Genomic DNA, 25,435 nt, shown 5'->3' on the forward strand with positions numbered 1-25,435 from the left:
AAGAGGCGTCGTGAAAGACGAAGGAATTCCATCAGAGCTGACAATGGAGGAACCTCAATGTCACAAGATCCTTTCCAGGAACGCGAAGCTGAAAAATACGCGAATCCTATCCCAAGCCGGGAATTTATCCTCGAACATTTAACTAAACGTGAAAAACCGGCCAACCGCGATGAGCTGGCCGCTGAACTCAACATTGAAGGTGAAGAGCAGCAGGAAGCACTGCGCCGCCGTCTGCGCGCGATGGAGCGTGACGGACAACTGGTCTTCACCCGTCGTCAGTGCTATGCGCTGCCGGAGCGTCTCGACCTGCTGAAAGGTACCGTTATTGGCCACCGTGATGGCTACGGCTTTCTGCGCGTTGAAGGCCGCAAAGATGACCTGTACCTGTCCAGCGAGCAGATGAAAACCTGCATTCATGGCGATCAGGTGCTGGCGCAGCCGCTGGGCGCGGACCGTAAAGGTCGTCGCGAAGCGCGTATTGTGCGCGTACTGGTGCCAAAAACCAGCCAAATTGTTGGTCGCTACTTCACCGATGCTGGCGTTGGGTTTGTCGTCCCTGACGACAGCCGTCTGAGTTTCGATATCCTGATCCCGCCGGAAGAGGTGATGGGCGCTCGTATGGGCTTTGTGGTCGTCGTTGAACTGACCCAACGTCCTACTCGCCGCACCAAAGCGGTGGGTAAAATTGTTGAAGTGCTGGGTGACAACATGGGAACCAGCATGGCCGTTGATATGGCCCTGCGTACTCATGAAATCCCATATATCTGGCCGCAGGCTGTTGAGAAACAGGTCGCCGGACTGAAAGAAGAAGTGCCGGAAGAGGCGAAAATAGGACGTGTCGATCTGCGCGACCTGCCGCTGGTGACTATCGATGGCGAAGATGCGCGTGACTTCGACGATGCGGTTTACTGCGAGAAGAAACGCGGCGGCGGCTGGCGTTTATGGGTGGCGATTGCCGACGTAAGCTATTACGTTCGCCCGCCGACTCCGCTGGACCAGGAAGCCCGCAGCCGTGGCACATCCGTTTACTTCCCGTCGCAGGTTGTCCCGATGCTGCCGGAAGTGCTTTCTAATGGATTGTGTTCGCTCAACCCGCAGGTGGACAGGTTGTGTATGGTCTGTGAAATGACCATTTCGTCGAAAGGCCGTTTAACCGGCTTTAAATTCTACGAAGCGGTCATGAGTTCCCATGCACGTCTGACCTACACCAAGGTCTGGCACATGCTGCAGGGCGACCAGGAGCTGCGTGAGCAGTACGCACCGCTGGTCAAACACATTGAAGAGCTGCATAACCTCTACAAAGTGCTGGATAAAGCCCGCGAAGAGCGCGGCGGTATCTCGTTTGAAAGTGAAGAGGCGAAGTTTATCTTCAATGCTGAACGCCGTATTGAGCGTATTGAGCAGACGCAGCGTAACGACGCGCACAAGCTGATTGAAGAGTGCATGATCATGGCGAACATCTCAGCGGCGCGATTCGTTGAGAAAGCCAAAGAGCCAGCGCTGTTCCGTATTCACGATAAGCCGACGACCGAAGCGATTAACTCGTTCCGTTCCGTCCTGGCAGAGCTGGGACTGGAGCTGCCAGGTGGCAACAAACCTGAGCCGCGCGATTACGCTGAACTGCTGGAGTCGATTGCTGACCGTCCTGACGCAGAAATGCTGCAAACCATGCTGCTGCGTTCGATGAAGCAGGCGATTTACGATCCGGAAAACCGTGGTCACTTCGGCCTGGCGCTGCAATCTTATGCACACTTTACTTCACCGATCCGTCGTTACCCGGACCTCTCCTTGCACCGGGCGATTAAGTACCTGCTGGCGCAGGAGCAGGGTCATAAAGGCAACACCACGGAAACGGGTGGCTACCATTATTCGATGGAAGAGATGCTGCAACTGGGTCAGCATTGTTCGATGGCCGAGCGCCGTGCTGACGAAGCCACACGCGATGTCTCTGACTGGCTGAAGTGCGACTTCATGCTGGATCAGGTGGGGAATGTCTTCAAAGGCGTGATTGCCAGCGTCACCGGATTTGGTTTCTTTGTCCGTCTTGATGAGCTGTTTATCGACGGTCTGGTGCATGTCTCCTCCCTGGATAACGACTACTATCGTTTCGACCAGGTTGGGCAGCGCCTGACGGGGGAATCCAGCGGTCAGATGTATCGCCTGGGCGATCGCGTGGAAGTTCGCGTGGAAGCAGTCAACATGGACGAGCGTAAAATCGACTTTAGCTTGATCTCCAGCGAACGTGCGCCGCGTAATGAAGGTAAAACTGCGCGCGAAAAAGCCAAAAAAAGCGATGCGGGTAAAAATACCGGTAAACGTCGTCAGATGGGCAAAAAGGTGAATTTCGAGCCGGACAGCGCTTTCCGCGGCGAGAAAAAAGGCAGAGCCAAACCTCAGGCGGAAAAGAATGCGGCTGAGAAGAAAGGCGACAAAAAAGCGAAAAAGCCATCGGCAAAAACGCTTAAAATTGCTGCCGCCACCAAAGCTAAACGTGCGGCGAAAAAGAAAGTCGCACAATAACTGCCATAAACAGTAAGTCGGGCAATCTCGTGTTGCCCGCGTTATGCATAAACTATTAACGAGTACATTCATGAGTGAAATGATTTACGGCATCCATGCGGTGCAGGCTCTGCTGGAACGTGCGCCTGAGCGCTTCCAGGACGTCTTTATTCTCAAAGGTCGTGAAGATAAACGCCTGCTGCCGCTGATCCACGCACTGGAAGCACAGGGTGTTGTCATTCAACTGGCTAACCGTCAGTTTCTGGATGAGAAAAGCGAGGGTGCGGTACATCAGGGGATTATTGCTCGCGTGAAGCCGGGCCGTCAGTATCAGGAAAACGATCTGCCGGATCTGATTGCTACGCTCGATCAGCCGTTCTTTTTGATCCTCGATGGCGTCACCGACCCGCATAACCTGGGGGCATGCCTGCGTAGCGCCGATGCTGCTGGCGTACATGCTGTAATCGTACCGAAGGATCGTTCCGCTCAGTTGAATGCTACGGCGAAAAAAGTGGCCTGCGGTGCGGCAGAAAGCGTACCGCTGATCCGCGTGACCAACCTGGCGCGCACCATGCGTATGCTGCAGGAAGAGAATATCTGGATCGTCGGAACCGCTGGCGAAGCCGACCATACTCTCTACCAGAGTAAAATGACCGGGCGTCTGGCGCTGGTGATGGGCGCAGAAGGTGAGGGTATGCGCCGTCTGACCCGTGAACACTGTGACGAACTCATCAGCATCCCGATGGCAGGTAGCGTTTCGTCGCTGAACGTTTCAGTTGCGACGGGCATCTGCCTGTTTGAAGCAGTCCGCCAGCGCAGCTAAACTATCTCCCTTATTTCTCTCTTCTCTCAAGCCATCTTTCGGGATGGCTTTTTTGTGACCGTTGTCCCATGCGTTCTCTCTGCTGCCTGACCATACTTAAAGCGACGGCCATTGACGGAGGGAGACACAATGCACTGGCAAACGCACACCGTTTTTAACCAACCTGTACCGCTCAATAACAGTAACTTATATTTGTCCGACGGCGCGCTGTGCGAAGCGGTTATCCGTGAAGGCGCTGGCTGGGATAGCGATCTTCTCGCCAGTATTGGTCAGCAGCTAGGGACTGCCGAGTCGCTCGAACTGGGTCGTCTGGCCAATGCTTTTCCACCTGAACTATTGCGCTACGACCCGCAGGGGCAGCGGCTGGATGATGTGCGTTTTCATCCTGCCTGGCATTTGCTGATGCAGGGATTGTGCGCCAACCGCGTACATAATCTGGCTTGGGAAGAAGACGCGAGGCAGGGAACATTTGTTGCCCGGGCGGCGCGTTTCATGCTGCATGCGCAGGTTGAAGCAGGCACTTTGTGTCCGGTGACCATGACGTTTGCCGCCACGCCGCTGTTACTTCAAATGTTACCCGCCCCCTTTAACGACTGGCTGACGCCGCTGCTAAGCGATCGTTATGACTCGCATTTACTGCCCGGAGGGCAAAAGCGCGGGCTACTGATTGGTATGGGTATGACCGAAAAACAGGGTGGTTCAGATGTGCTGAGCAATACCACTCAGGCAGAACGTCTTGTCGACGGCTCGTATCGGCTGGTGGGACATAAGTGGTTTTTCTCCGTACCGCAAAGCGATGCCCATTTGGTGCTGGCCCAGGCAAAGGGCGGCTTATCCTGCTTTTTTGTACCGCGATTTTTACCTGACGGGCAGCGTAATGCCATCCGTCTTGAACGACTGAAAGATAAATTAGGCAACCGCTCCAACGCCAGCTGCGAGGTTGAATTCCACGATGCGATTGGCTGGCTATTGGGCGAAGAAGGGGAGGGTATCCGCCATATCCTGAAGATGGGCGGGATGACGCGTTTTGACTGCGCGCTCGGCAGTCACGGCATGATGCGACGTGCTTTTTCCGTCGCGATTTATCATGCGCACCAGCGACAGGTTTTTGGCAAGCCATTGATTGAACAGCCGATGATGCGTCAGGTATTAGGCCGGATGGCGCTCCAACTGGAAGGGCAAACGGCGCTACTGTTTCGACTGGCGCGGGCCTGGGACCGTCGTGCTGATGCCAAAGAAGCGCTGTGGGCCAGGTTGTTCACGCCAGCAGCGAAATTCTCCGTTTGCAAGGTCGGTATGCCGTTTGTGGCTGAGGCGATGGAAGTGCTGGGCGGGATTGGCTATTGCGAGGAGAGTGAGCTGCCGCGCCTGTATCGTGAGATGCCGGTAAACAGTATCTGGGAAGGCTCCGGCAACATTATGTGCCTTGATGTATTGCGGGTACTGACAAAACAACCCGGCATCTACGATATGCTCAGCGAAGCCTTTGCGGAGGTAAAGGGGCAGGATCGGCATTACGATCGAATGGTGCGTCAGTTGCAGCAGCGTTTACGTAAACCCAGTGAGGCATTGGGACGGGAGATTACGCAGCAGCTTTTCCTGCTCGGTTGCGGGGCGCAGATGTTGCGTTATTCTTCTCCGCCAGTGGCGCAGGCCTGGTGCCAAATGATGCTTGATACGCGGGGTGGACTACGATTGTCTGAACAGGTGCTGAACGATTTGCTCCTGCGGGCAACGGGGGGGTTACGGTAATAACTTGCCTGATGGCGACGCGGGTGCGTCTTATCATGCCTACGCTCAGTCCAGGTCAGATAAGTTTACGCCATCCGGCAATCTGTTACGCATAAAGTATGGCCTGTACGCGCCAGTTGTCGGGCTGCTGGTCTTCGTACATCTGAATGATCCGATACCATGAGGCACCTTGTTCATCCGCTTTTAACGCGATTACACGTTCTACATCCTGCGGATTCCCTGCAATGTTACTGACAGAGATCAGGCCAATTTCGTTCAGGCCAGTAACGCAGTCAGCACTGGCGAATTCGGCAGACTGCGCCGTAGTGCCTGCCAGTCCGGCAGAAAGCAGCAGTGAGGATAAGGCAAGAGATTGTTTCATCGTCAGCTCCATTATTCGTACCCCTACACACGGCAGGGCATTCCATCGCGATAATAAACCTCAAGCTTCCTGCTGTTGGTTTATTGTGCACAGGTAAACGCATAGAGGCGCAAAGCAATGTAAAGCTGACTAAATTTCAACCCAATGTTATTTACGATACAAAATTGCCTGTGAATACCATTGGCCTGTCACGATGGTTTCATCTACTAATAAAACCACGTAGTAATCAGCTTTAGCCGCGACGGCTTTGGCACGGATCTCTGCCAGCGCATCATCCGGAGAGCCTCTTACCAGCGCGCTAACCGTCCCTAATCGCTGTAACCCATTACTCTGGTCACGGCGGATCTCCTGCGGGTGGTCGGCAACGGGCGGTGCGGGTTGCGGCGTTCCCTGTAGCACGCTACAGGCGCTTAAAAACATAACCAGCAACAAAGAGGCAAACCGACGCATAACTCTATCTCGTTTCCTGATAGCCATAGTGTAGTGCCTTATTAATTTCCCTTTAGGGGAATGTTCCCGAATTGTTATCTCTCACGCGATTTTCGAATGAAAATGTTGCGAAAGCGTAACCCAGTTCTCAACATTATGAATCATTGCCGAACACATTCGCTTGCGTTAAGTATCGCTGCATGGCATACCAGAAAAAAAGGGGCAACAAATGATAGAAATTGAGACACGACAGTTAGCTGGTATCCCTGTCCTGCACGCCGTTCCGGCTGGTAAACGCGAATGTTCACTCCCTTGTATTCTCTTTTATCACGGGTTTACATCTTCAAGTTTGGTCTACAGTTATTTTGCTGTTGCGCTGGCTCAGGCCGGATTTCGCGTCGTCATGCCAGATGCGCCCGAACATGGCGCCCGCTTTAAAGGTAATGCTCAGGAGCGAATGTTCCGCTTCTGGCATATATTGCAGCAAAACATGCAGGAGTTTACGACGTTACGTGCGGCTCTGGTGGCAGAAAATTGGCTTTCAGATGAGCGGCTTGCCGTCGGTGGGGCATCGATGGGGGGAATGACTGCATTGGGCATAATGGCGCGCCATCCTGAGGTTAAATGTGTAGCCAGCCTGATGGGCTCAGGCTATTTTACCCGGCTTGCGCAGACGCTTTTTCCTCCTTTACAGGTTCAGACCCCAGAGCAACAGGCGGAGTTTGATGCCGTTATCGCCCCGCTTGCCGAATGGGATGTTACGCATCAGTTGCCACGCCTTGCCGACAGGCCGTTGCTGCTGTGGCATGGACAGGATGATGATGTTGTACCGGCTGTTGAAACCTTCCGCTTACAGCAAGCGCTGATTCAGGCAGGTTTGGACAACAATCTGACCTGCCTGTGGGAAGCGGGTGTACGACATCGCATCACGCCAGAAGCGTTGGCCGCAACAGTGACGTTTTTCCGCCAGCACCTTTAAACGCGCATAATGCTCACGCCCTGAGCTTCAAGCTGTTGCAGAATCTCAGGGTTTGCATTTTTGCCGGTAATGAGCATATCGATTTGATCGGCGCGACTGAACAGCATTCCCGCACGTTCACCGACTTTACTGCTATCGACCAGCACCACCAGTTTACCCACCACGTTAAGCATCTTCTGCTCGGCCATCGCGGTCAGCATATCGGTTTTATACAGTCCGTCCGCGGTCAACCCTTTGCCGCTGGTAAACATCCAGTGTCCGGCATACAGGCTATTTTCACTGCCTTGCGGGCTAAGCGTGATGGATTGGCTTTTGTTATATTGCCCTCCCATGATGATCACGCTGTCATGCTCCTGGTCGATCAGATAGTTCGCCAGGGGCAAATAATTGGTGATGATCTGCACCGGCTTGCCGCACATTTCGCGACCCAGCAGGAAAGCGGTCGATCCGCAGTTGATCACTACGCTTTCACCCGCATTCACAAGCTGGGATGCGGCCTTGGCAATGCGAACTTTTTCATCGTGGTTCTGCGCCTGGTGAAGATTCATTGGCGTCCAGCGCGGCCGCTGCTGGGTAATAGCTTCTGCGCCGTTGCGTACTTTCTTGAGTTTGCCGCTTTCGTCGAGCTTGTTGATGTCCCGGCGCGCAGTGGCGGGTGAAATCCCCAGACGCTCAACTACGTTCTCAACGGTAACAAAGCCCAACTGCGCCAGCATATCCAGCAATATTTGATGTCTTTGTGCTTCAGTCATGAGCTATTCCGATACAAATTGATTTGAAAAGATGATATTTGAAATAGCCTGGAAATACTAAAGTAAATGGGAAAAAAATGCCGGGATGGCCCGGCATTTTGTGTGGATCACAAGAACGATTTAAACGGTAAATCCGGTTCAATGGTGAAGCAGTCATCAAAGCCGCGCGGATAGTGATATTCAAAGTTATCTTTGTCCAGCGGCCAGGTGAACTTGCCACCTACCTGCCAGATGAATGGCTTAAAGCCATACTTAAGGCGATCTTTTTTCATCTCCCACAGTACGCGGATCTCCTGCGGATCGGCCTGAAAGTTTGACCAGATATCATGATGGAAAGGGATCACCACTTTTGTATTCAGGGCCTCCGCCATACGCAGCATGTCAGAACTGGTCATTTTGTCCGTAATACCCCGTGGGTTCTCGCCGTAGGATCCGAGTGCGACGTCGATCTGGTGCTCGTTGCCATGCTTTGCATAGTAGTTGGAGTAGTGTGAGTCGCCGCTATGATAAAGCGTACCGCCCGGCGTTTTGAACAGATAGTTTACTGCGCGGGCATCCATACCATCCGGCAGTACGCCAGCGGCTTTCTGATCGGCGGGCAGGGTGATTAACGCAGTACGATCGAACGCATCAAGCGCATGAATTTCAATATCTTTCACTTTTACCACATCGCCTGGTTTTACCACGATGCAGCGCTCTTTTGGTACACCCCAACCGATCCACAGATCCACACAAGTCTGCGGTCCAATAAACGGCACGTCGTCGGCACAGTTCTGCATGACGGCTGCCGCAACATTTACGTCGATGTGATCGTTATGATCGTGCGTGGCCAGCACCGCATCGATCTGACGAATGGCAAACGGATCAAGAACAAACGGCGTGGTGCGCAGGTTTGGCTGCAGCTTCTTCACCCCTGCCATGCGTTGCATCTGGTGACCGGTTTTCATCAGCGGGTTACCGTGACTCTGTTTGCCCGTGCCGCACCAGAAATCGACGCAGACGTTAGTCCCGCCTTCCGACTTCAGCCAAATTCCGGTACAGCCGAGCCACCACATCGCGAAAGTACCTGGTGCGACCTGTTCCTGCTCGATCTCTTCATTCAGCCAGCTTCCCCACTCCGGGAATGTGCTCAGGATCCATGATTCACGCGTGATGCTTTTTACTTTACTCATCGCAATTACCTTCATGTTTGTTCAAGTTGAATCAAATTGTGATTTGTTTTGATTGATACTGACATCATTTTCTCAAGAAGGCAATGCGTTGATTTTTGGTGTTGAATGAAAAATTGTTAACAAATTACAACGTGACAAGATGGTTTATATGAAATGTATTTTTGTATTTTATTGTTTTGATTGGTTTTATTTTGAAGCGAATGAATTAGGAGTAAATCCACTCTGCAAGTAAGAGAATTATTTGCGTACTGCATCACATTTAATCAAATTCAATCTTGTTGTGATTACTTTTGAAAATTAGAGTGAGGGCACAACATCCTGGGCATCTGTAATGAATGTTCAGCAACTTCGTCTACTGGAGATCGTTATGGAGATCCTCTACAACATCTTTACCGTCTTTTTTAATCAGGTCATGACCAATGCACCGTTGCTGTTGGGTATTGTGACCTGCCTCGGCTACATCCTGTTGCGTAAAAGTGTCAGCGTTATTATCAAAGGCACGATCAAAACGATTATCGGTTTTATGTTATTGCAGGCAGGGTCGGGCATTCTGACCAGCACGTTTAAACCGGTAGTGGCGAAGATGTCCGAGGTTTACGGTATCAACGGTGCGATTTCCGATACCTATGCCTCCATGATGGCAACCATCGAACGTATGGGGGATGCCTATAGCTGGGTAGGGTACGCGGTACTGTTGGCGCTGGCGCTAAACATTTGTTACGTGCTGCTACGGCGGATTACCGGTATTCGTACCATCATGCTGACCGGGCACATCATGTTCCAGCAGGCGGGCCTGATCGCCGTCTCTTTCTACATCTTTGGCTATTCCATGTGGACCACCATCATCTGTACCGCGGTGCTGGTGTCGCTCTACTGGGGCATTACCTCCAATATGATGTACAAGCCGACCCAGGAAGTGACCGACGGCTGTGGTTTTTCCATCGGTCACCAGCAGCAGTTCGCCTCCTGGATTGCTTACAAAGTCGCGCCGTATCTGGGTAAGAAAGAGGAGAGCGTAGAAGATCTCAAGCTGCCAGGCTGGCTGAATATCTTCCATGACAACATCGTTTCTACCGCGATTGTGATGACCATCTTCTTCGGGGCGATCCTGCTCTCTTTCGGCATTGATGTGGTTCAGGCGATGGCGGGTAAAACCCACTGGACGGTGTATATCCTGCAAACCGGTTTTTCGTTTGCTGTCGCTATCTTCATCATCACCCAGGGCGTACGTATGTTCGTTGCTGAACTTTCAGAAGCGTTCAACGGTATCTCTCAACGCCTGATCCCGGGCGCGGTACTGGCCATCGACTGCGCGGCGATTTATAGCTTTGCTCCTAACGCGGTGGTCTGGGGCTTTATGTGGGGGACCATCGGCCAACTGATTGCGGTGGGCATCCTTGTGGCCTGCGGCTCTTCCATTCTGATTATCCCAGGCTTTATCCCGATGTTCTTCTCGAACGCCACTATCGGCGTATTTGCTAACCACTTTGGCGGTTGGCGCGCAGCGCTCAAGATTTGCCTGGTGATGGGGATGATCGAAATCTTCGGCTGCGTCTGGGCGGTGAAGCTCACCGGTATGAGCGCCTGGATGGGCATGGCGGACTGGTCAATTCTGGCACCGCCGATGATGCAAGGCTTTGCCTCCATCGGCATCGTGTTTATGGCCGTCATTATTCTGATTGCACTGGCTTATATGTTTTTCGCAGGACGCACGTTGCGTGCTGAGGAAGACGCAGAAAAACAACTGGCAGAACACTCTGCTTAATAAGGAGTTCCGATTATGACCGTACGTATTCTGGCTGTGTGTGGCAATGGGCAGGGCAGTTCCATGATCATGAAAATGAAGGTGGACCAGTTTTTAACCCAGTCAAATATTGACCATACGGTAAACAGCTGCGCCGTGGGTGAATACAAAAGTGAACTGAGCGGAGCGGATATTATCATCGCCTCTACGCATATCGCCGGTGAGATTACCGTTTCTGGCAATAAATATGTCGTTGGCGTACGCAACATGCTGTCTCCTGCCGATTTTGGACCAAAACTGCTGGAAGTGATCAAAGCGCATTTTCCGCAGGACGTGAAGTAAGGGGCGGCATATGAAATTACGTGACTCGCTGGCAGACAATAGTTCCATCCTTTTGCAAGCCGAGGCCAGTACCTGGCAGGAAGCGGTAAAGCTTGGCGTGGATCTGCTGGTTAAGGCTGATGTGGTTGAACCACGCTACTACCAAGCCATCCTTGATGGCGTTGAGCAGTTTGGCCCGTACTTTGTGATTGCGCCAGGCCTGGCGATGCCGCACGGCCGTCCGGAGGAAGGGGTCAAGAAAACCGGTTTTGCGCTGGTGACGCTGAAAACGCCGCTGGTGTTTAACCACGAAGATAACGACCCGGTCGACATTCTGATCACGATGGCGGCAGTTGACGCCAACACGCATCAGGAAGTGGGCATCATGCAGATCGTGAATCTCTTTGATGACGAAGCCAATTTCGACCGTTTACGCGCCTGCCGCACCGCGCAGGAAGTGTTGGATTTAATTGATAACGCCACTGCGGCGGCTGTTTAAAAGGATACCAAAATGTCATTACCTATGTTGCAGGTTGCGCTGGATAACCAATCAATGTCTTCCGCGTATGAAACGACGCGTCTGATTGCCGAAGAGGTCGATATCATTGAAGTGGGCACTATTCTTTGCGTGGCAGAGGGCGTGCGCGCCGTTCGCGATCTGAAAGCGCTTTACCCACATAAAATTGTACTGGCGGACGCCAAAATTGCCGATGCGGGAAAAATCCTCTCCCGCATGTGTTTCGAAGCCAACGCTGACTGGGTCACCGTCATCTGCTGTGCCGATATCAACACCACCAAGGGGGCGCTGGAGGTGGCGAAAGAATTTAACGGTGATGTACAGATTGAACTGACTGGTTACTGGACCTGGGAGCAGGCGCAAGAGTGGCGTGACGCAGGGATTGGGCAAGTTGTATATCACCGCAGTCGTGATGCGCAGGCGGCGGGCGTGGCGTGGGGAGAAGCGGATATCAGCGCGATCAAGCGTCTGTCCGAGATGGGCTTTAAAGTCACCGTCACCGGCGGTCTGGCGCTGGAAGATCTGCCGCTGTTCCAGGGAATTCCGATTCACGTCTTTATTGCCGGCCGCAGTATTCGCGATGCCGCCTCTCCGGTGGAAGCGGCCCGTCAGTTCAAACGTTCTATCGCCCAACTGTGGGGATAAGGAGCGACTATGTTGTCGAAACAGGTCCCGCTCGGTATTTATGAAAAAGCACTCCCCGGCGGGGAGTGCTGGCTGGAACGCTTGCAACTAGCGAAGGAACTGGGCTTTGACTTTGTCGAAATGTCGGTTGATGAAACCGACGCTCGCCTGGCGCGTCTTGACTGGAACCGCGAGCAGCGACTGGCGCTGGTGGCCGCTATCGCCGACACCGGGATACGGGTACCGTCCATGTGCCTGAGCGCTCATCGTCGTTTTCCGCTTGGTAGTGAAGATGATGCGGTACGCGAACAGGGGCTGGAGATCATGCGTAAAGCCATCCAGTTCGCCCAGGATATCGGCATCCGTGTGATTCAGCTGGCGGGTTACGACGTTTATTACCAGCAGGCCAATAACGAAACGCGTCGTCGGTTTCGCGATGGGCTGAAAGAGAGCGTAGAGATGGCGAGCCGTGCACAGGTGACGCTGGCGATGGAAATCATGGATTATCCACTGATGAATTCGATCAGTAAGGCACTGGGATACGCCCACTATCTCAACAATCCGTGGTTCCAGCTGTATCCCGATATTGGCAATTTATCGGCGTGGGATAACGACGTGCAGATGGAGCTGCAGGCGGGAATGGGCCATATAGTTGCCGTACACGTGAAAGATACCAAACCCGGCGTATTCAAAAATGTGCCGTTTGGTGAAGGGGTTGTCGATTTCGAACGTTGTTTTGCGACGCTCAAACAGAGTGGGTATTGCGGGCCATACCTGATTGAGATGTGGAGCGAAACGTCGGACGACCCAGCACGTGAAGTGGCGAAGGCGCGCGACTGGGTGAAAGCGCGTATGGCCAACGCGGGCCTGGTGGAGGCTGTGTAATGCAAAAACGTAAACAGCAGGTTTTTGAGGCCAACATGGATCTGCCGCGCTACGGGCTGGTGACGTTTACCTGGGGTAACGTCAGCGCCATCGACCGCGAACGCGGGCTGGTGGTGAGCAAGCCCAGCGGCGTCGACTACCAAACAATGACAGTGGATGACATGGTGGTTGTGGATCTGCACGGTAATGTGGTGGAGGGACGCTATCGTCCTTCTTCCGACACCGCCACCCATCTGGCGCTGTATCGCCGTTATTCCTCTCTCGGCGGCGTGGTGCATACCCACTCAACCCACGCGACGGCATGGGCGCAGGCAGGTCTGGCAATTCCTGCGCTCGGCACGACGCATGCTGACTACTTCTTTGGCGATATTCCCTGTACCCGGGCTTTAACTGAAGCTGAAGTTCAGGAGGAGTATGAACTTAATACCGGTAGGGTGATTATTGAAACGCTCGGGGAGGTGGAACCTTTACATACGCCTGGCGTAGTGGTGTACCAACATGGCCCGTTTGCCTGGGGCAAAGATGCTCACGACGCGGTACATAACGCTGTGGTGATGGAAGAGGTGGCAAAAATGGCATGGATTGCGCGTGGCATTAATCCGGCGCTCAGCCCCATCGACAGTTACCTGATGAATAAGCACTTCATGCGTAAGCACGGCCCAAATGCCTATTACGGCCAGAAGTAAGAAAAAACGTTCCGGAGCCAACTCTTCATGGGGATGAGATCGGTCTGGCTTCGGGATTGTTTTGCAAAAAAAAGCCCCCAGTGAAGGGGGCAAGTCAAACTGTGGCAATGTTCTCGTTGGTTGTTTCTGGTGCTAGCGATAAATATCTGCACTGGCGTGCATATTTCCGTTACTACCGGGTTCCCTGGTGAGGATCACGTGATAGTAGGTTGCGCCTTGCGCATCGGTTTCTTCATTCAGGGCCTGAGTGGCTTCACTTTCAGTGGCGAAGTTATGATTTATGTAAATAACGCCTAAGCTCTGCACATCATCCATATTCCTGGCCTGATGATTGTCAATTTTGATGGCTGCCGTTGCATTTGCACTGAGCAAAAGTACAGCCAGAAGGGTCAAAACACGGGCTCGCATATGTACCTCCTCGACTGCGGTCTCTGGTTAGCTCTCTCCTGTGAGTGGATAACTTCTGATTTAATTTTAACCGCTGCCGGCGCAGTCGATAGCGACCATTTCTGATGCAGTTGTTCAAAAAATTACCGCAAAGCCATCTTTTCTTTAATTAACAATCAGCTGATGCCTTCCGCTACGGTTAAAAATACCTGCCTTACGCGCATAAGCTCTTACCAAATAGTCAATTTAATCGGGTGAGTACGCCGTTTATAGTGAGCTAGATAATTAATATAACTTTATGATAATTAGGCAAAAACTTATGGATACTTCATTCATGGATTTCAGCTATTTCGTGATTATGTTTATGGTCGCGCTGGTGGCTGGCTTTATTAACGTGGTGTCGGGCGGCGGTGGTTTTCTCTCTATTGGCGCTCTCTTAATTTCTGGTTTACCCCCGGCTAATGCGCTGGCAACCAATAAAATTCAGGCACTGGGTAGCTCGCTAACCTCCGGAATTTACTTTTTACGCCGGGGACATATTAATGTGCAGGAGCACAAATATGTCTTTTTATCTGCCTTTATCGGTTCTGCGATGGGCACAACGCTTATCCAGTTTATTGAACCGGACGTGTTGAAGAAACTGCTGCCGATCCTGATTATCGCGGTCGCTATCTACTTTATTTCTGCGCCTAATCTTAGCGAACCGAAAAGGAAGCAGCATGTATCCCTGTTTCTCTTCTCGTTGATCTGCGGGGGAGGTATTGGGTTTTATGATGGTTTTCTCGGTGCCGGGGCCGGCTCCTTTTATACGCTCTGCTATATCCTGCTGTGGGGGTACAGTATCGATAAAGCGCAAATCCACTCGAATTTTATCAACCTGGCGTCGAACATTGCCTCGATTCTGTTCTTCATTTTCGGCGGTAAAATGATCTGGTCGCTGGGGCTGGTGATGTTTGTCGGGCAATCCCTTGGCGCACGTCTGGGTGCGACAGTCGTACTGACGCGCGGCAAGAAAGTCATCCGACCCATGATTGTCATCGTCTCTATTTGTATCAGCGTCAAAATGCTGCTGGATATGTATTAATGGCGACATGATAAATAATCGTACAAGCACCTTGAGTTTAACTGCTGACCCCAGTATTATGACGCGTCATTTTTCAGCCGACCTTTAACACGTTCCTTGCCTCCATGGGCCTCGGCTGACCCAGACAGGAGGCTGAATAATCCGTAAGGAGCAATTCGATGCGTCATTACGAAATCGTTTTTATGGTCCATCCTGACCAGAGCGAACAGGTTCCGGGTATGATCGAACGCTACACTGCTGCCATCACTGGTGCAGAAGGCACGATCCACCGTCTGGAAGACTGGGGCCGCCGTCAGCTGGCTTACCCGATCAACAAACTGCACAAAGCTCACTACGTTCTGATGAACGTTGAAGCGCCGCAGGAAGTGATCGATGAGCTGGAAACTACCTTCCGCTTCAACGATGCCGTTATCCGCAGCATGGTTATGCGTACTAAACACGCTGTTACCGAAGCATCTCCGATGGTTAAAGCGAAAGACGAGCGCCGTGAGCGTCGCGATGATTTCGCTAACGAAACCGCAGATGATGCTGAAGCTGGGGATTCTGAAGAGTAATTTCTGATGACCAACCGTCTGGCGTTGTCCGGCACCGTGTGCAGGGCTCCCCTTCGAAAGGTCAGTCCATCAGGAATTCCTCATTGCCAGTTCGTGCTTGAGCATCGTTCTGTGCAGGAGGAAGCCGGGTTTCACCGGCAGGCGTGGTGCCAAATGCCCGTTATTATTAGCGGACACGAAAACCAGGCCATTACTCACAGTATAACGGTCGGTAGCGCAGTGACCGTTCAGGGGTTCATCTCTTGCCACAAGGCAAAGAACGGCCTGAGCAAAATGGTTCTGCATGCCGAGCAGATTGAATTGATAGATTCTGGAGACTAGCCATATGGCACGTTATTTCCGTCGTCGCAAGTTCTGCCGTTTCACCGCGGAAGGCGTTCAAGAGATCGACTATAAAGATATCGCTACGCTGAAAAACTACATCACCGAAAGCGGTAAGATTGTCCCAAGCCGTATCACCGGTACCCGTGCAAAATACCAGCGTCAGCTGGCTCGCGCTATCAAACGCGCTCGCTACCTGTCCCTGCTGCCGTACACTGATCGTCATCAGTAATCGGTCACGGTCCATTAATACGACTTTGAGAGGATAAGGTAATGCAAGTTATTCTGCTTGATAAAGTAGCAAACCTGGGTAGCCTGGGTGATCAGGTTAACGTTAAAGCGGGCTATGCTCGTAACTTCCTGGTACCACAGGGTAAAGCTGTTCCTGCTACCAAGAAAAACGTTGAATTTTTCGAAGCGCGTCGCGCTGAGCTGGAAGCTAAACTGGCTGACGTTCTGTCCGCTGCTGAAGCTCGTGCTGAGAAAATCAACGCACTGGAAACCGTAACCATCGCGTCTAAAGCTGGCGACGAAGGTAAACTGTTCGGTTCCATCGGTACTCGCGACATCGCTGACGCTGTAACTGCAGCTGGCGTTGAAGTAGCTAAGAGCGAAGTTCGTCTGCCGAACGGCGTTCTGCGTACCACTGGTGAGCACGAAGTGAGCTTCCAGGTTCACAGCGAAGTGTTTGCTAAGCTGACTGTAAACGTAGTTGCAGAATAAGTTTTTATTCTGATGACCGCGTAAAAGCGCCGGCCCTGTGCCGGCGTTTTGCTTTTCTGTTCCCCCGCTTTTCTCTCTGGCTATTCTTTATCCTTTTCGGGATAATCACAAAAATAAAACATTATTTCAAAGTGGTGATGGAATGGAACCAACGCACCAACCTCTGTTTGCGCGTAAAAATGTTGTCTATCTGAGCGCGGCGTTCTGCTGCCTGCTGTGGGGGAGCGCCTATCCGGCGATCAAGAGCGGATATGAGATCTTCCAGATTGCCACGGATGACATTCCCTCAAAGATTGTCTTTGCCGGATATCGCTTTCTGTTTGCGGGAATATTGCTGCTAATGCTGGCGATGGCGCAGCGAAAACCGATTGGTCGGTTAAGCCCGCGTCAGTACGGCCAACTCACGCTGTTGGGGCTGACGCAAACCTCGCTGCAATACATCTTCTTCTATATTGGCCTGGCTTTCACGACGGGGGTGAAAGGGTCCATCATGAATGCGACCGGGACCTTCTTCAGCGTGCTACTGGCCCATTTTATCTACCATAATGACAAACTGAGCTACAACAAAGCGCTGGGCTGTATCCTCGGCTTTGCTGGGGTGATGGTAGTGAACTTTAGCAGCGGAATGGATTTTAGTTTTAGCCTGTTAGGAGACGGCTCAGTAGTGATGGCGGCCTTTATTCTTTCTGCTGCCACGCTATATGGAAAACGTATTTCTCAGACGGTAGACCCGACGGTAATGACAGGGTACCAGTTGGGCGGTGGCGGTCTGGCGTTGGTTATCGGTGGCTACGCTTTTGGCGGCACGCTGACCGTACACGGTGCGTCTTCGGTAGCAATTCTGGGCTACCTGACGTTACTCTCTTCGGTCGCCTTTGCCTTGTGGAGTATTCTGCTCAAGCATAATCGTGTGGGGATGATTGCGCCGTTTAACTTCCTGATCCCGGTTTCGGGGGCGGTTCTGTCGGCGATATTCCTCGGCGAAAACATTCTCGAATGGAAATACGCACTGGCGCTGGTGCTGGTCTGTTCGGGGATCTGGTGGGTGAATAAGGTGAAGCGCTGACGCTTCACCTTGATGCCTGATGGCGCCGCTTAACGGGCGCGAATAAAACTGCCGTTAGGCTGGCGGGTGAACAGAACCTGCTGGCCATTCCCGGTATCAATGGTTAATCCCGTCACCACGCCATTGGCATTCTGCCTGATCTGCACCATCTGACCGTCTTTCAGGTTGCTTAGCGGTTTTCCCGCGCCTTCAACCTGCGCCATTGCATACACATCGGTTGGCGGGAGGTTATGGTCACGGAAGACCTGGGCCAGCGTTTTGCCCGAGTCTACGCGATAAGAGCGCCACTGTTGCTCAATTCCGCTATCCTGTTGGAAAGGTTGCGTCTGCGGCTGAGATTGCTGAGCCTGCGGCTGCGCATCAGGTTCTCCTTCCTGGATTGGCTCTGGAGCAACCGGAGCGACCTGGCCGGGATCGTTTTGCGGGGCGACTAACTGTGCCTGTAGCTGAGCCTCGGTTGGTGGCTGCGACTGTGACTGTAAATCCAGCTGGGCAGTACGCGTCACCACAGGGGCATCGCTGGTGTCACTGGAAGGAAGCAGGAAACCTATCACCAGCACGAGAGCAGCAATAATAATGCCGCGGCGGTGTATAGGCGGTAGCGGATCCATAATGCGAAAATTGTCCGGTGCATGCCAGATTTTCGCCAGGGTTGGTTTTAATTCAAAGCGCCCGGGCATGGCTTTCCTCCTGCTCCGCGTCTCGTTCCTCGATCATAGAGTATAGATGGCTAACGCTATGATGTTCGTCATATTACCCGCTTTCGTGACGTCAACGCGGGATATTCCTATTGTTTATGTTTCCTCGCGATTTGTCATCTGTTCCCGAGACAAAGTTTTACCGGATGCGGCATGGCTGATATGCTGCCCGCTACTTTACATCCGATGAAAGGAAATATGATGGCTAACCCGACTTTTGACACTATCGAAGCGCAAGCAAGCTATGGCATTGGTTTGCAGGTAGGACAACAGCTGAGCGAATCCGGACTGGAAGGACTGTTGCCTGAAGCGCTGGTAGCGGGTATCGCTGACGCGCTGGAAGGTAAGCACCCGGCAGTGCCGGTTGATGTTGTGCATCGCGCGCTGCGTGAAATCCATGAACGCGCTGATGCAGTACGTCGCGAACGCTTCCAGGCTATGGCGGCTGATGGCGTCAAATATCTGGAAGAAAACCGTGAGAAAGAGGGTGTGAACAGCACTGAATCCGGTTTGCAGTTCCGTGTTCTGACTCAGGGCGAAGGGGCTATTCCGGCGCGTACTGACCGCGTTCGCGTGCATTATACCGGTAAACTGATCGACGGTACCGTGTTTGACAGCTCTGTCGCACGTGGCGAACCGGCTGAATTCCCAGTTAACGGCGTAATCCCTGGCTGGATTGAAGCACTGACCCTGATGCCGGTAGGTTCGAAATGGGAACTGACTATTCCTCAGGAACTGGCTTACGGCGAGCGTGGTGCTGGCGCGTCCATTCCTCCGTTCAGCACGCTGGTGTTCGACGTTGAGCTGCTTGAGATCCTGTAAGCAGTGACTTCTGTTCCCCCCGAGGCCGGGGGGAACAAATAAATAGCGTGAAAAGCTATAGTTACGTCGTTGTCGATATTTTATCTTGCAAATGCCGCATCAGCGTGTATTTTTGTGAGCTGATTCGCGCTATCAGAGTGATATGACACTCACTTTAAACATTAAATTAACATTATATCTAAATCTTAGTATTCATCCCGCCAATTCTTACCTAATATCGATGAGTCCTGATAACAGGATCGTCGTATCATAGACACACTAAAGGCCGTAGAGCCTGAACAACACAGACAGGTACAGGAAGAAAAAACATGGTAGATCAGGTAAAAGTCGACACCGCTGAAGAGGCGTCGTCTGAACAGTCGCTACGGCGCAATCTCACAAACCGTCATATTCAACTTATTGCTATTGGTGGTGCTATCGGTACTGGCCTGTTTATGGGCTCCGGTAAAACCATCAGTCTCGCCGGACCGTCGATCATCTTTGTATATATGATCATCGGTTTTATGCTGTTTTTCGTGATGCGGGCAATGGGTGAATTGCTGCTCTCGAATCTGGAGTACAAATCGTTTAGTGATTTCGCCTCCGACCTGCTCGGGCCATGGGCCGGGTATTTTACCGGCTGGACCTACTGGTTCTGCTGGGTCGTTACTGGGATGGCAGACGTTGTCGCGATTACCGCGTATGCGCAATTCTGGTTCCCCGAACTGTCAGATTGGGTCGCCTCGCTGGCGGTGATTGTGCTGCTGCTGAGCCTCAACCTCGCCACCGTAAAAATGTTCGGTGAGATGGAGTTCTGGTTTGCGATGATCAAAATCGTCGCCATCATCGGCCTGATTGTCGTCGGTCTGGTGATGGTGCTGACGCACTTCCAGTCGCCAACCGGCGTTCAGGCATCGTTCACGCATCTGTGGAATGACGGTGGCTGGTTCCCGAAAGGTCTGAGCGGCTTCTTTGCCGGCTTCCAGATAGCGGTATTCGCGTTTGTGGGTATTGAGCTGGTGGGAACGACCGCCGCGGAAACCAAGGATCCTGAGAAATCTCTGCCGCGCGCCATTAACTCGATTCCAATCCGTATTATCATGTTCTACGTGTTCGCGCTGATCGTGATTATGTCCGTAACGCCGTGGAGCTCGGTAGTACCAACCAAGAGCCCATTCGTTGAACTGTTTGTGCTGGTTGGTCTGCCTGCTGCGGCGAGCCTGATCAACTTTGTGGTTCTGACTTCAGCTGCCTCTTCCGCAAACAGCGGCGTGTTCTCTACCAGCCGTATGCTGTTCGGCCTGGCGCAGGAAGGCGTTGCGCCTAAAGCATTTGCCAAGCTGTCTAAACGCGCAGTTCCGGCGAAGGGGTTAACCTTCTCCTGTATCTGTCTGTTGGGCGGCGTGGTGATGCTGTACGTGAACCCGAGCGTGATTGGCGCGTTCACCATGATCACCACCGTGTCGGCGATTCTGTTCATGTTCGTCTGGACCATCATTCTTTGCTCGTACCTGGTGTACCGCAAGCAACGTCCTCACCTGCATGAAAAATCAATTTACAAGATGCCGTTAGGCAAGCTGATGTGCTGGGTATGTATGGCGTTCTTCGTCTTCGTACTGGTACTGCTGACGCTGGAAGATGATACCCGTCAGGCGTTGATGGTGACGCCGCTGTGGTTCATCGCGCTGGGTCTGGGCTGGTTGTTTATCGGTAAGAAACGTATGGCGGGTATGCGTTAAGCGTTGTCATATCGGACACAAAAAAGGCCACATAAGCAGTGGCCGAATTCGGACTTCAGGAAGGCGCTCTCGGGCGCCTTTTTTTATTCACCTGCGAGGGCACGCGGGAACAACACATTGTTTTCCAGGCTGATGTGTTCCATCAGGTCATCGATCATTTCGTTAATGCCGTTATACATGGCTTTCCAGGTGGTGCAGGCTTCTGGCGGCGGCGTCACGTTGTGGGTGATGTGTTTGATCACTTCCACCAGTTCACCCGCATCGTCATGTTCGCTTTCCATCACGCTGATTGGCCCCATCGCCTGGCTACCCATGCCCTGTTTGATCATCGGGAACAGGATCTGCTCTTCTTTCATCATGTGGCTGGACAGCTCTTCATGCAGCATGGTCAGGTTTTTCGCCAGACCGCGCGGTACGTTCGGTTTGTCTGCGTGAACGCGTTCAACTTTTGTGGCCTGCAGGATCAGCTCCGGCAGCTGTTCGCGGTGTCTGTCGTGATAACGCACGATGATATGGTCGATGATTTCAGCCAGAGCCACGGTACGCCAGTCTTTCTCCAGCGGCTGTTCAGCCAGCTGCGCAAGCTGCGCCTCAATAACGTCTAAATCCAGCTCTTTACGCGCGGCAGCGCGTGCCAGCGTTTGCTTACCGCCGCAGCAGTAATCCATATCGTATTTACGAAACAGGGCCGAAGCGCGAGGAATAGAGAGCGCCAGTTCACCTAAAGGTTGATCGCGATAAGACATTGCCGTTACCTCATTCTCAATAATATAAGATGTATTTTAAATACAACTTATGGCGAAGGATATAACCCTTTCGGGGTGGGGTGTTTTGTGATGAACGTCACGAAAATTTCTTATTTCGTTAAGGTGCTGAATCTTATTGGAAAGGTGAGGGGCGGCGAAAAAAGCGGCTCGACAGGATTAAATAAGCGCACGCCGCTGCCGATAGTTAGACCTCAGACAATACCTGCATAATAAAAAGGCTACAGATGTTCAAACGAATCAAAGTGATAACCTTACTTATCACCGTGTTACTCGCCCTGGGCGCAATGCAGCTCATCTCTGCGGGCGTCTTTATTGGCGCGCTCAATAACGATAAGCAGAACTTTAACGTGTCTCAACTTTCCAGCCAGAATGTGGCCGAGTTTACCGATGCGTGGATTAGCCTGAACCAGGCTCGCGTCACGCTCAACCGGGGCATGCTGCGTTTACAGGGAACGATGGCCAGCGAGATTAACGGCGGTCAGTTGAAGGAGCTGGTGAACACAGCAAATCGCCTGTTGGCCGAATCGAAAGAGCATTACGATAAATACTACGCTCTACCGGAAACGCCGGGGTTGGATGAGCATCTGGCCGATCGACTGGAAGAACAGTACGGCATCTATTCTGCGACGCTGGCAAAAATGAACGCGCTGCTGGCTGAAGGAAAGCTGGAAGAGATGTTCAAGCAGAACGCCGAGCAAAAGCAAACGGCCATGCAGGAAGTTTATCGGGAATGGCGTAGCGCGCAAACGGCGCTGGCCACTGCCGGGGTACAGGACAATGAGAGTGACTACCAGAAGATAATCTGGCTACTGTCCGCGGTGATGCTGATTGTCGTCACCGTAATTATCGCCAGTTGGCTGGCGATGCAGCGAGTGCTGCTCAAGCCGCTCCACGAGGTGATGGGACATATTCGCCATATTGCCGCAGGTGATTTGACTCACCGCATCAACGCCGATGGCAGTAATGAAATGGCGCTGCTGGCAGGCAACGTCCGCGACATGCAGCAGGCGCTGGCGAACACGGTCAGCGTGGTGCGTGACGGGGCTGACACCATCTATACCGGCGCGGGTGAAATTGCCGCTGGCAGTAACGATCTCTCTTCACGTACCGAACAGCAGGCCGCCTCTCTGGAGGAGACCGCAGCCAGCATGGAACAACTTACTGCAACCGTGAGACAGAACGCAGATAACGCGCGTCAGGCGACCAGCCTGGCAAAAAATGCTTCGCAGACGGCGCAGAAAGGCGGAACCGTGGTTGATGGCGTGGTGCGTACGATGGATGAAATCGCCACCAGTTCCAGCAAAATTGCGCAAATTACTACTGTTATCGACGGTATTGCTTTCCAGACCAACATCCTGGCGCTGAACGCGGCGGTAGAAGCGGCGCGAGCGGGCGAACAGGGGCGTGGCTTTGCTGTAGTCGCAGGCGAGGTGCGCACGCTGGCGCAGCGTAGCGCTCAGGCGGCAAAAGAAATTAAGGCGTTGATTGATGACTCAGGGAATCGGGTCAATGCCGGTACGGCGCTGGTGCATGAGGCGGGTGAGACGATGGCGGAAATTGTCAGTGCCGTCACCCAGGTTACCGATATTATGGGAGAAATTGCGTCGGCCTCTGATGAACAGAGTCGGGGTATCGATCAGGTCGGTCAGGCGGTGGCTGAGATGGATCGCGTCACGCAGCAAAACGCCTCGCTGGTGGAGGAATCCGCTTCCGCCGCAGCCGCGCTCGAAGAGCAGGCCGCACGGTTGAACCAGACGGTGGCGGTGTTTAAAGTTTAACGTCTGCTCCGGCCTACAAGATATTATCCAGTAGGCCGGATAAGCGGAGCACCATCCGGCACATTATGATTGTGAAACCACCATGACGCTCGGTTTCTGCGGCTTGGCTCTGACGGCTATCACTACCCCAACCATCAGCAGCGTAATACCGCTTACCGTCAGCAGCGGCGGAAATTCCTGGCGCAGTATAAAGGTGTACAGCAAACCAGCCAGCGTTTCGAAGACAATCAACGGGCCGAGGATCACCGTCGGCAGCTTCTGGCTGGCGACGTTCCAGCACAGTGCGCCAACCCAAGAACACAATACCGCAATGGCTATCATCAGGCCGATAAACACGGCTGGACGCGGACCGAAGGGCAGAGCAAAGTCCGGCGTTTGCCCGTTCAACCACAGGCAGGCGGCAATATAGCCGAGCAGAGAAACAGGCAGCGTCACCAGTGCCTGGGCCGTCGCCCACATCATCGGGTGCTTATCCGGATTCTCGCGCAGCCAGCGGGCATTACGCAGCGCATACCACGCCCAACACACCACCGAAATCAGCGCCAGTGCGATGCCAGAGCCATATCGCCATCCGCTAAAGTCAGGGAGTCCCTGATTCAGCTCCGAGATATTCACGCACAGCAGGCCTATACCAATCAACACCAGCGCAGGCGACAAACGCCACCATGATAATTTGCCGTCACGCTGGCTGTAGAGCAGGTTAGCGAAGACCGGGATCACCACCGGCAATGTACCAATAATCATCGTGGAGACCGGTGCGCCGGTGCGCTGGATAGCGCTTGCCAGGCAAACGTAATAAATCAGATTCCCCATCATTGTTAGCGTCAGCGCAGTTAACCAGTCTTTCCGCCCGAGTTGACGCAGGCGCACACGTCCCAGCCAGGCAATCGGCAATGCGATCAGCCCCAGCGCCAGATAGCGCCCCATCGACTGCAATACCGCCGGGTATTCCGGTACGATCAGCGGTCCAACAAAAATTAATCCCCACATCAGCCCGGCCAGCAGGGCATACAACACACCGCTAATCATTTTTGATATCCACATCGCTTAACAATACGTCGAGTGTAGGCAGGAAAAATGCTGCCGTATTGTATGAGATTGCTGATCAACGCCGGACGACTTGTTTCTGATATCGCACTGGCGTAATGCCGTAGCGATGGGTAAACGCGCGGGTGAGATGCGACTGGTCGGTGAGGCCGGTTGCGGCGGCGACCTCTGCGGCGGGCATACCGCAAGTGAGAAAACCTTTGGCTCGCCACAGGCGGATCGCCATCAACATCTGGTGCGGCGTGACGTGGAAATGAGATTTAAACTGGCGCTGAAAATGCCAGGGACTCAGCGATGCAACCTGCGCCAGCTCGTCGAGCGTGACCGGATGCATATAATTATCGTGCAGATACTCGCGTACTCGTTCAAAGCGATGCGCCCCCTCCGGCAATACCGGTGCATGGCGGGCCAGCGGCTGGAACGTGTCGATCAGATCGAGCAATAGTCCTTTTTGCGCCAACGGATCTTCTGTGTTCCACAGGCCGTGGATCAGCGAGCAGATCTGGCGCGAGCGCAGCGGATCGTGACGCGTTACGTCATGAAACCACCAGTGGCGGATCCCAGTGACCTCTTCCAGAAGATCGGGCTCAAGATAAATCATCCGATAGCGCCAGCCATCGGCGGTTTCGGCCTCGCCGGTGTGCAGCTCATCGGGATTCATGGTTACGACGGAATGGGCGGGGGCCACGTACTGCGTGCCGCGATAACGAAAACGTTCGGCTCCGGCTTCTATCGCGCCAATGCCGAATGCTTCATGTGTGTGCGGCTCAAAGGCGTAACGTGAGATGTGCGCATGATACAGCTCTACGCCCGGCACCTGCGCCAGATGGCGAAAGCGGGCGCTGTCTTTCTCATCAATAAACTGCTCAGGTACACCTTGCACGTTTTCTCTCCCCACGCATCATCCTGTCATTATCAGAGAGGAT

At 53.0% G+C, this 25,435-nt stretch carries 28 protein-coding genes; 19 read left to right on the top strand and 9 right to left on the bottom strand.

Annotation, left to right across the window (positions count from 1 at the left end; genetic code table 11):
- Window positions 1-57 precede the first annotated feature (57 nt).
- The 3 genes from rnr (at window position 58) to WC1_RS21605 (ending at window position 5,074) form a co-directional block, all read left to right on the top strand.
- Window positions 58-2,520, top strand: coding sequence for a ribonuclease R (gene rnr / locus WC1_RS21615; RefSeq protein WP_003025612.1), 2,463 nt, complete (start codon window positions 58-60; stop codon window positions 2,518-2,520).
- A gap of 70 nt (window positions 2,521-2,590) precedes the next feature.
- Window positions 2,591-3,322 (top strand): 23S rRNA (guanosine(2251)-2'-O)-methyltransferase RlmB, encoded by a 732-nt coding sequence (rlmB, locus tag WC1_RS21610; protein ID WP_003025615.1) that lies wholly within the window; start codon window positions 2,591-2,593, stop codon window positions 3,320-3,322.
- Window positions 3,323-3,451: 129 nt separating this feature from the next.
- The gene (locus tag WC1_RS21605) at window positions 3,452-5,074 is read left to right on the top strand and encodes an isovaleryl-CoA dehydrogenase (RefSeq protein WP_016149448.1); all 1,623 of its coding nucleotides are present in this window, start codon (window positions 3,452-3,454) and stop codon (window positions 5,072-5,074) included.
- A gap of 85 nt (window positions 5,075-5,159) precedes the next feature.
- On the opposite strand, the gene yjfN is transcribed toward WC1_RS21605, so the two are convergent.
- Window positions 5,160-5,435: a DUF1471 family protease activator YjfN gene (gene yjfN, locus WC1_RS21600; RefSeq protein WP_003839497.1), complete on the bottom strand. Its 276-nt coding sequence runs from the start codon at window positions 5,433-5,435 to the stop codon at window positions 5,160-5,162.
- A 147-nt stretch (window positions 5,436-5,582) separates the two neighbouring features.
- Window positions 5,583-5,912, bottom strand: coding sequence for a biofilm peroxide resistance protein BsmA (bsmA, locus tag WC1_RS21595; protein WP_003025640.1), 330 nt, complete (start codon window positions 5,910-5,912; stop codon window positions 5,583-5,585).
- A gap of 181 nt (window positions 5,913-6,093) precedes the next feature.
- Between bsmA and yjfP the strand changes: the two genes are divergently transcribed.
- Window positions 6,094-6,843 carry an esterase gene (gene yjfP / locus WC1_RS21590; protein ID WP_016149449.1) on the top strand — a complete coding sequence of 250 codons (750 nt, stop codon included), beginning with the start codon at window positions 6,094-6,096 and terminating at the stop codon, window positions 6,841-6,843.
- On the opposite strand, the gene ulaR is transcribed toward yjfP, so the two are convergent.
- On the bottom strand, window positions 6,840-7,595 hold the full coding sequence (gene ulaR, locus WC1_RS21585; RefSeq protein ID WP_003839504.1) for an HTH-type transcriptional regulator UlaR: 756 nt from the start codon (window positions 7,593-7,595) through the stop codon (window positions 6,840-6,842). The genes yjfP and ulaR overlap by 4 nt on opposite strands.
- A 107-nt stretch (window positions 7,596-7,702) precedes the next feature.
- Window positions 7,703-8,767: an L-ascorbate 6-phosphate lactonase gene (gene ulaG, locus WC1_RS21580; protein ID WP_003025649.1), complete on the bottom strand. Its 1,065-nt coding sequence runs from the start codon at window positions 8,765-8,767 to the stop codon at window positions 7,703-7,705.
- 367 nt (window positions 8,768-9,134) lie between these two features.
- On the opposite strand from ulaG, the gene ulaA reads away from it, so the two are divergent.
- Genes ulaA through WC1_RS21550 form a run of 6 tightly spaced genes read left to right on the top strand, consistent with a single transcriptional unit; the run spans window position 9,135 to window position 13,544 of the window.
- A complete protein-coding gene (gene ulaA, locus WC1_RS21575; protein ID WP_003025652.1) occupies window positions 9,135-10,532 on the top strand; it encodes a PTS ascorbate transporter subunit IIC in 1,398 nt (465 codons plus the stop codon).
- Window positions 10,533-10,547: 15 nt separating this feature from the next.
- Window positions 10,548-10,853 carry a PTS ascorbate transporter subunit IIB gene (gene ulaB, locus WC1_RS21570; RefSeq protein WP_003025655.1) on the top strand — a complete coding sequence of 102 codons (306 nt, stop codon included), beginning with the start codon at window positions 10,548-10,550 and terminating at the stop codon, window positions 10,851-10,853.
- Window positions 10,854-10,863: 10 nt separating this feature from the next.
- Window positions 10,864-11,331: a PTS ascorbate transporter subunit IIA gene (ulaC, locus tag WC1_RS21565; RefSeq protein WP_003025658.1), complete on the top strand. Its 468-nt coding sequence runs from the start codon at window positions 10,864-10,866 to the stop codon at window positions 11,329-11,331.
- Window positions 11,332-11,343: 12 nt separating this feature from the next.
- The gene (gene ulaD, locus WC1_RS21560; RefSeq protein WP_003025660.1) at window positions 11,344-11,994 is read left to right on the top strand and encodes a 3-keto-L-gulonate-6-phosphate decarboxylase UlaD; all 651 of its coding nucleotides are present in this window, start codon (window positions 11,344-11,346) and stop codon (window positions 11,992-11,994) included.
- Between the two features lie 9 nt (window positions 11,995-12,003).
- Window positions 12,004-12,858: an L-ribulose-5-phosphate 3-epimerase gene (locus WC1_RS21555; RefSeq protein ID WP_016149450.1), complete on the top strand. Its 855-nt coding sequence runs from the start codon at window positions 12,004-12,006 to the stop codon at window positions 12,856-12,858.
- Window positions 12,858-13,544, top strand: coding sequence for an L-ribulose-5-phosphate 4-epimerase (locus WC1_RS21550; protein ID WP_016149451.1), 687 nt, complete (start codon window positions 12,858-12,860; stop codon window positions 13,542-13,544). Before WC1_RS21555 ends, WC1_RS21550 begins: the two co-directional genes overlap by 1 nt.
- 132 nt (window positions 13,545-13,676) lie before the next feature.
- Here WC1_RS21550 and yjfY read toward each other — a convergent pair whose 3' ends face one another.
- Complete coding sequence (yjfY, locus tag WC1_RS21545; RefSeq protein WP_003025668.1) at window positions 13,677-13,952, bottom strand: DUF1471 family protein YjfY; 276 nt, start codon at window positions 13,950-13,952, stop codon at window positions 13,677-13,679.
- A gap of 298 nt (window positions 13,953-14,250) precedes the next feature.
- Here yjfY and WC1_RS21540 point away from each other — a divergent pair, with 298 nt between their 5' ends.
- The 6 genes from WC1_RS21540 (at window position 14,251) to WC1_RS21515 (ending at window position 17,679) form a co-directional block, all read left to right on the top strand.
- Entirely contained in the window at window positions 14,251-15,015 is a 765-nt protein-coding gene (locus WC1_RS21540) for a TSUP family transporter (RefSeq protein ID WP_016149452.1), read from the top strand.
- A 158-nt stretch (window positions 15,016-15,173) separates the two neighbouring features.
- Window positions 15,174-15,569 (top strand): 30S ribosomal protein S6, encoded by a 396-nt coding sequence (rpsF, locus tag WC1_RS21535; protein ID WP_003025672.1) that lies wholly within the window; start codon window positions 15,174-15,176, stop codon window positions 15,567-15,569.
- Window positions 15,570-15,575: 6 nt separating this feature from the next.
- A complete protein-coding gene (gene priB / locus WC1_RS21530; RefSeq protein ID WP_003025674.1) occupies window positions 15,576-15,890 on the top strand; it encodes a primosomal replication protein N in 315 nt (104 codons plus the stop codon).
- A 4-nt stretch (window positions 15,891-15,894) separates the two neighbouring features.
- The gene (gene rpsR, locus WC1_RS21525; protein WP_000135199.1) at window positions 15,895-16,122 is read left to right on the top strand and encodes a 30S ribosomal protein S18; all 228 of its coding nucleotides are present in this window, start codon (window positions 15,895-15,897) and stop codon (window positions 16,120-16,122) included.
- Between the two features lie 41 nt (window positions 16,123-16,163).
- Window positions 16,164-16,613, top strand: coding sequence for a 50S ribosomal protein L9 (rplI, locus tag WC1_RS21520; protein WP_003025676.1), 450 nt, complete (start codon window positions 16,164-16,166; stop codon window positions 16,611-16,613).
- Between the two features lie 142 nt (window positions 16,614-16,755).
- On the top strand, window positions 16,756-17,679 hold the full coding sequence (locus WC1_RS21515; protein WP_003844954.1) for a DMT family transporter: 924 nt from the start codon (window positions 16,756-16,758) through the stop codon (window positions 17,677-17,679).
- A gap of 29 nt (window positions 17,680-17,708) precedes the next feature.
- Here WC1_RS21515 and WC1_RS21510 read toward each other — a convergent pair whose 3' ends face one another.
- Entirely contained in the window at window positions 17,709-18,359 is a 651-nt protein-coding gene (locus WC1_RS21510; protein ID WP_016149453.1) for an OapA family protein, read from the bottom strand.
- Between the two features lie 219 nt (window positions 18,360-18,578).
- On the opposite strand from WC1_RS21510, the gene fklB reads away from it, so the two are divergent.
- Window positions 18,579-19,199, top strand: coding sequence for a BamJ family beta-barrel-assembly machinery protein (gene fklB / locus WC1_RS21505; RefSeq protein ID WP_003025685.1), 621 nt, complete (start codon window positions 18,579-18,581; stop codon window positions 19,197-19,199).
- Window positions 19,200-19,507: 308 nt separating this feature from the next.
- Window positions 19,508-20,917: a D-serine/D-alanine/glycine transporter gene (cycA, locus tag WC1_RS21500; protein ID WP_003025688.1), complete on the top strand. Its 1,410-nt coding sequence runs from the start codon at window positions 19,508-19,510 to the stop codon at window positions 20,915-20,917.
- 83 nt (window positions 20,918-21,000) lie between these two features.
- On the opposite strand, the gene ytfE is transcribed toward cycA, so the two are convergent.
- Window positions 21,001-21,663, bottom strand: a complete 663-nt coding sequence (gene ytfE, locus WC1_RS21495; protein ID WP_003025690.1) for an iron-sulfur cluster repair protein YtfE — start codon at window positions 21,661-21,663, stop codon at window positions 21,001-21,003.
- Between the two features lie 245 nt (window positions 21,664-21,908).
- On the opposite strand from ytfE, the gene WC1_RS21490 reads away from it, so the two are divergent.
- Window positions 21,909-23,462: a methyl-accepting chemotaxis protein gene (locus WC1_RS21490; RefSeq protein ID WP_003844953.1), complete on the top strand. Its 1,554-nt coding sequence runs from the start codon at window positions 21,909-21,911 to the stop codon at window positions 23,460-23,462.
- Window positions 23,463-23,525: 63 nt separating this feature from the next.
- Here WC1_RS21490 and WC1_RS21485 read toward each other — a convergent pair whose 3' ends face one another.
- Both WC1_RS21485 and WC1_RS21480 read right to left on the bottom strand, forming a co-directional pair.
- Complete coding sequence (locus tag WC1_RS21485) at window positions 23,526-24,491, bottom strand: DMT family transporter (protein ID WP_016149454.1); 966 nt, start codon at window positions 24,489-24,491, stop codon at window positions 23,526-23,528.
- A gap of 76 nt (window positions 24,492-24,567) precedes the next feature.
- Window positions 24,568-25,392, bottom strand: a complete 825-nt coding sequence (locus tag WC1_RS21480; RefSeq protein WP_016149455.1) for an AraC family transcriptional regulator — start codon at window positions 25,390-25,392, stop codon at window positions 24,568-24,570.
- Window positions 25,393-25,435 lie beyond the last annotated feature (43 nt).

It is taken from the genome of Citrobacter sp. KTE30 (assembly GCF_000398825.1).
Lineage (GTDB): Bacteria > Pseudomonadota > Gammaproteobacteria > Enterobacterales > Enterobacteriaceae > Citrobacter > Citrobacter freundii.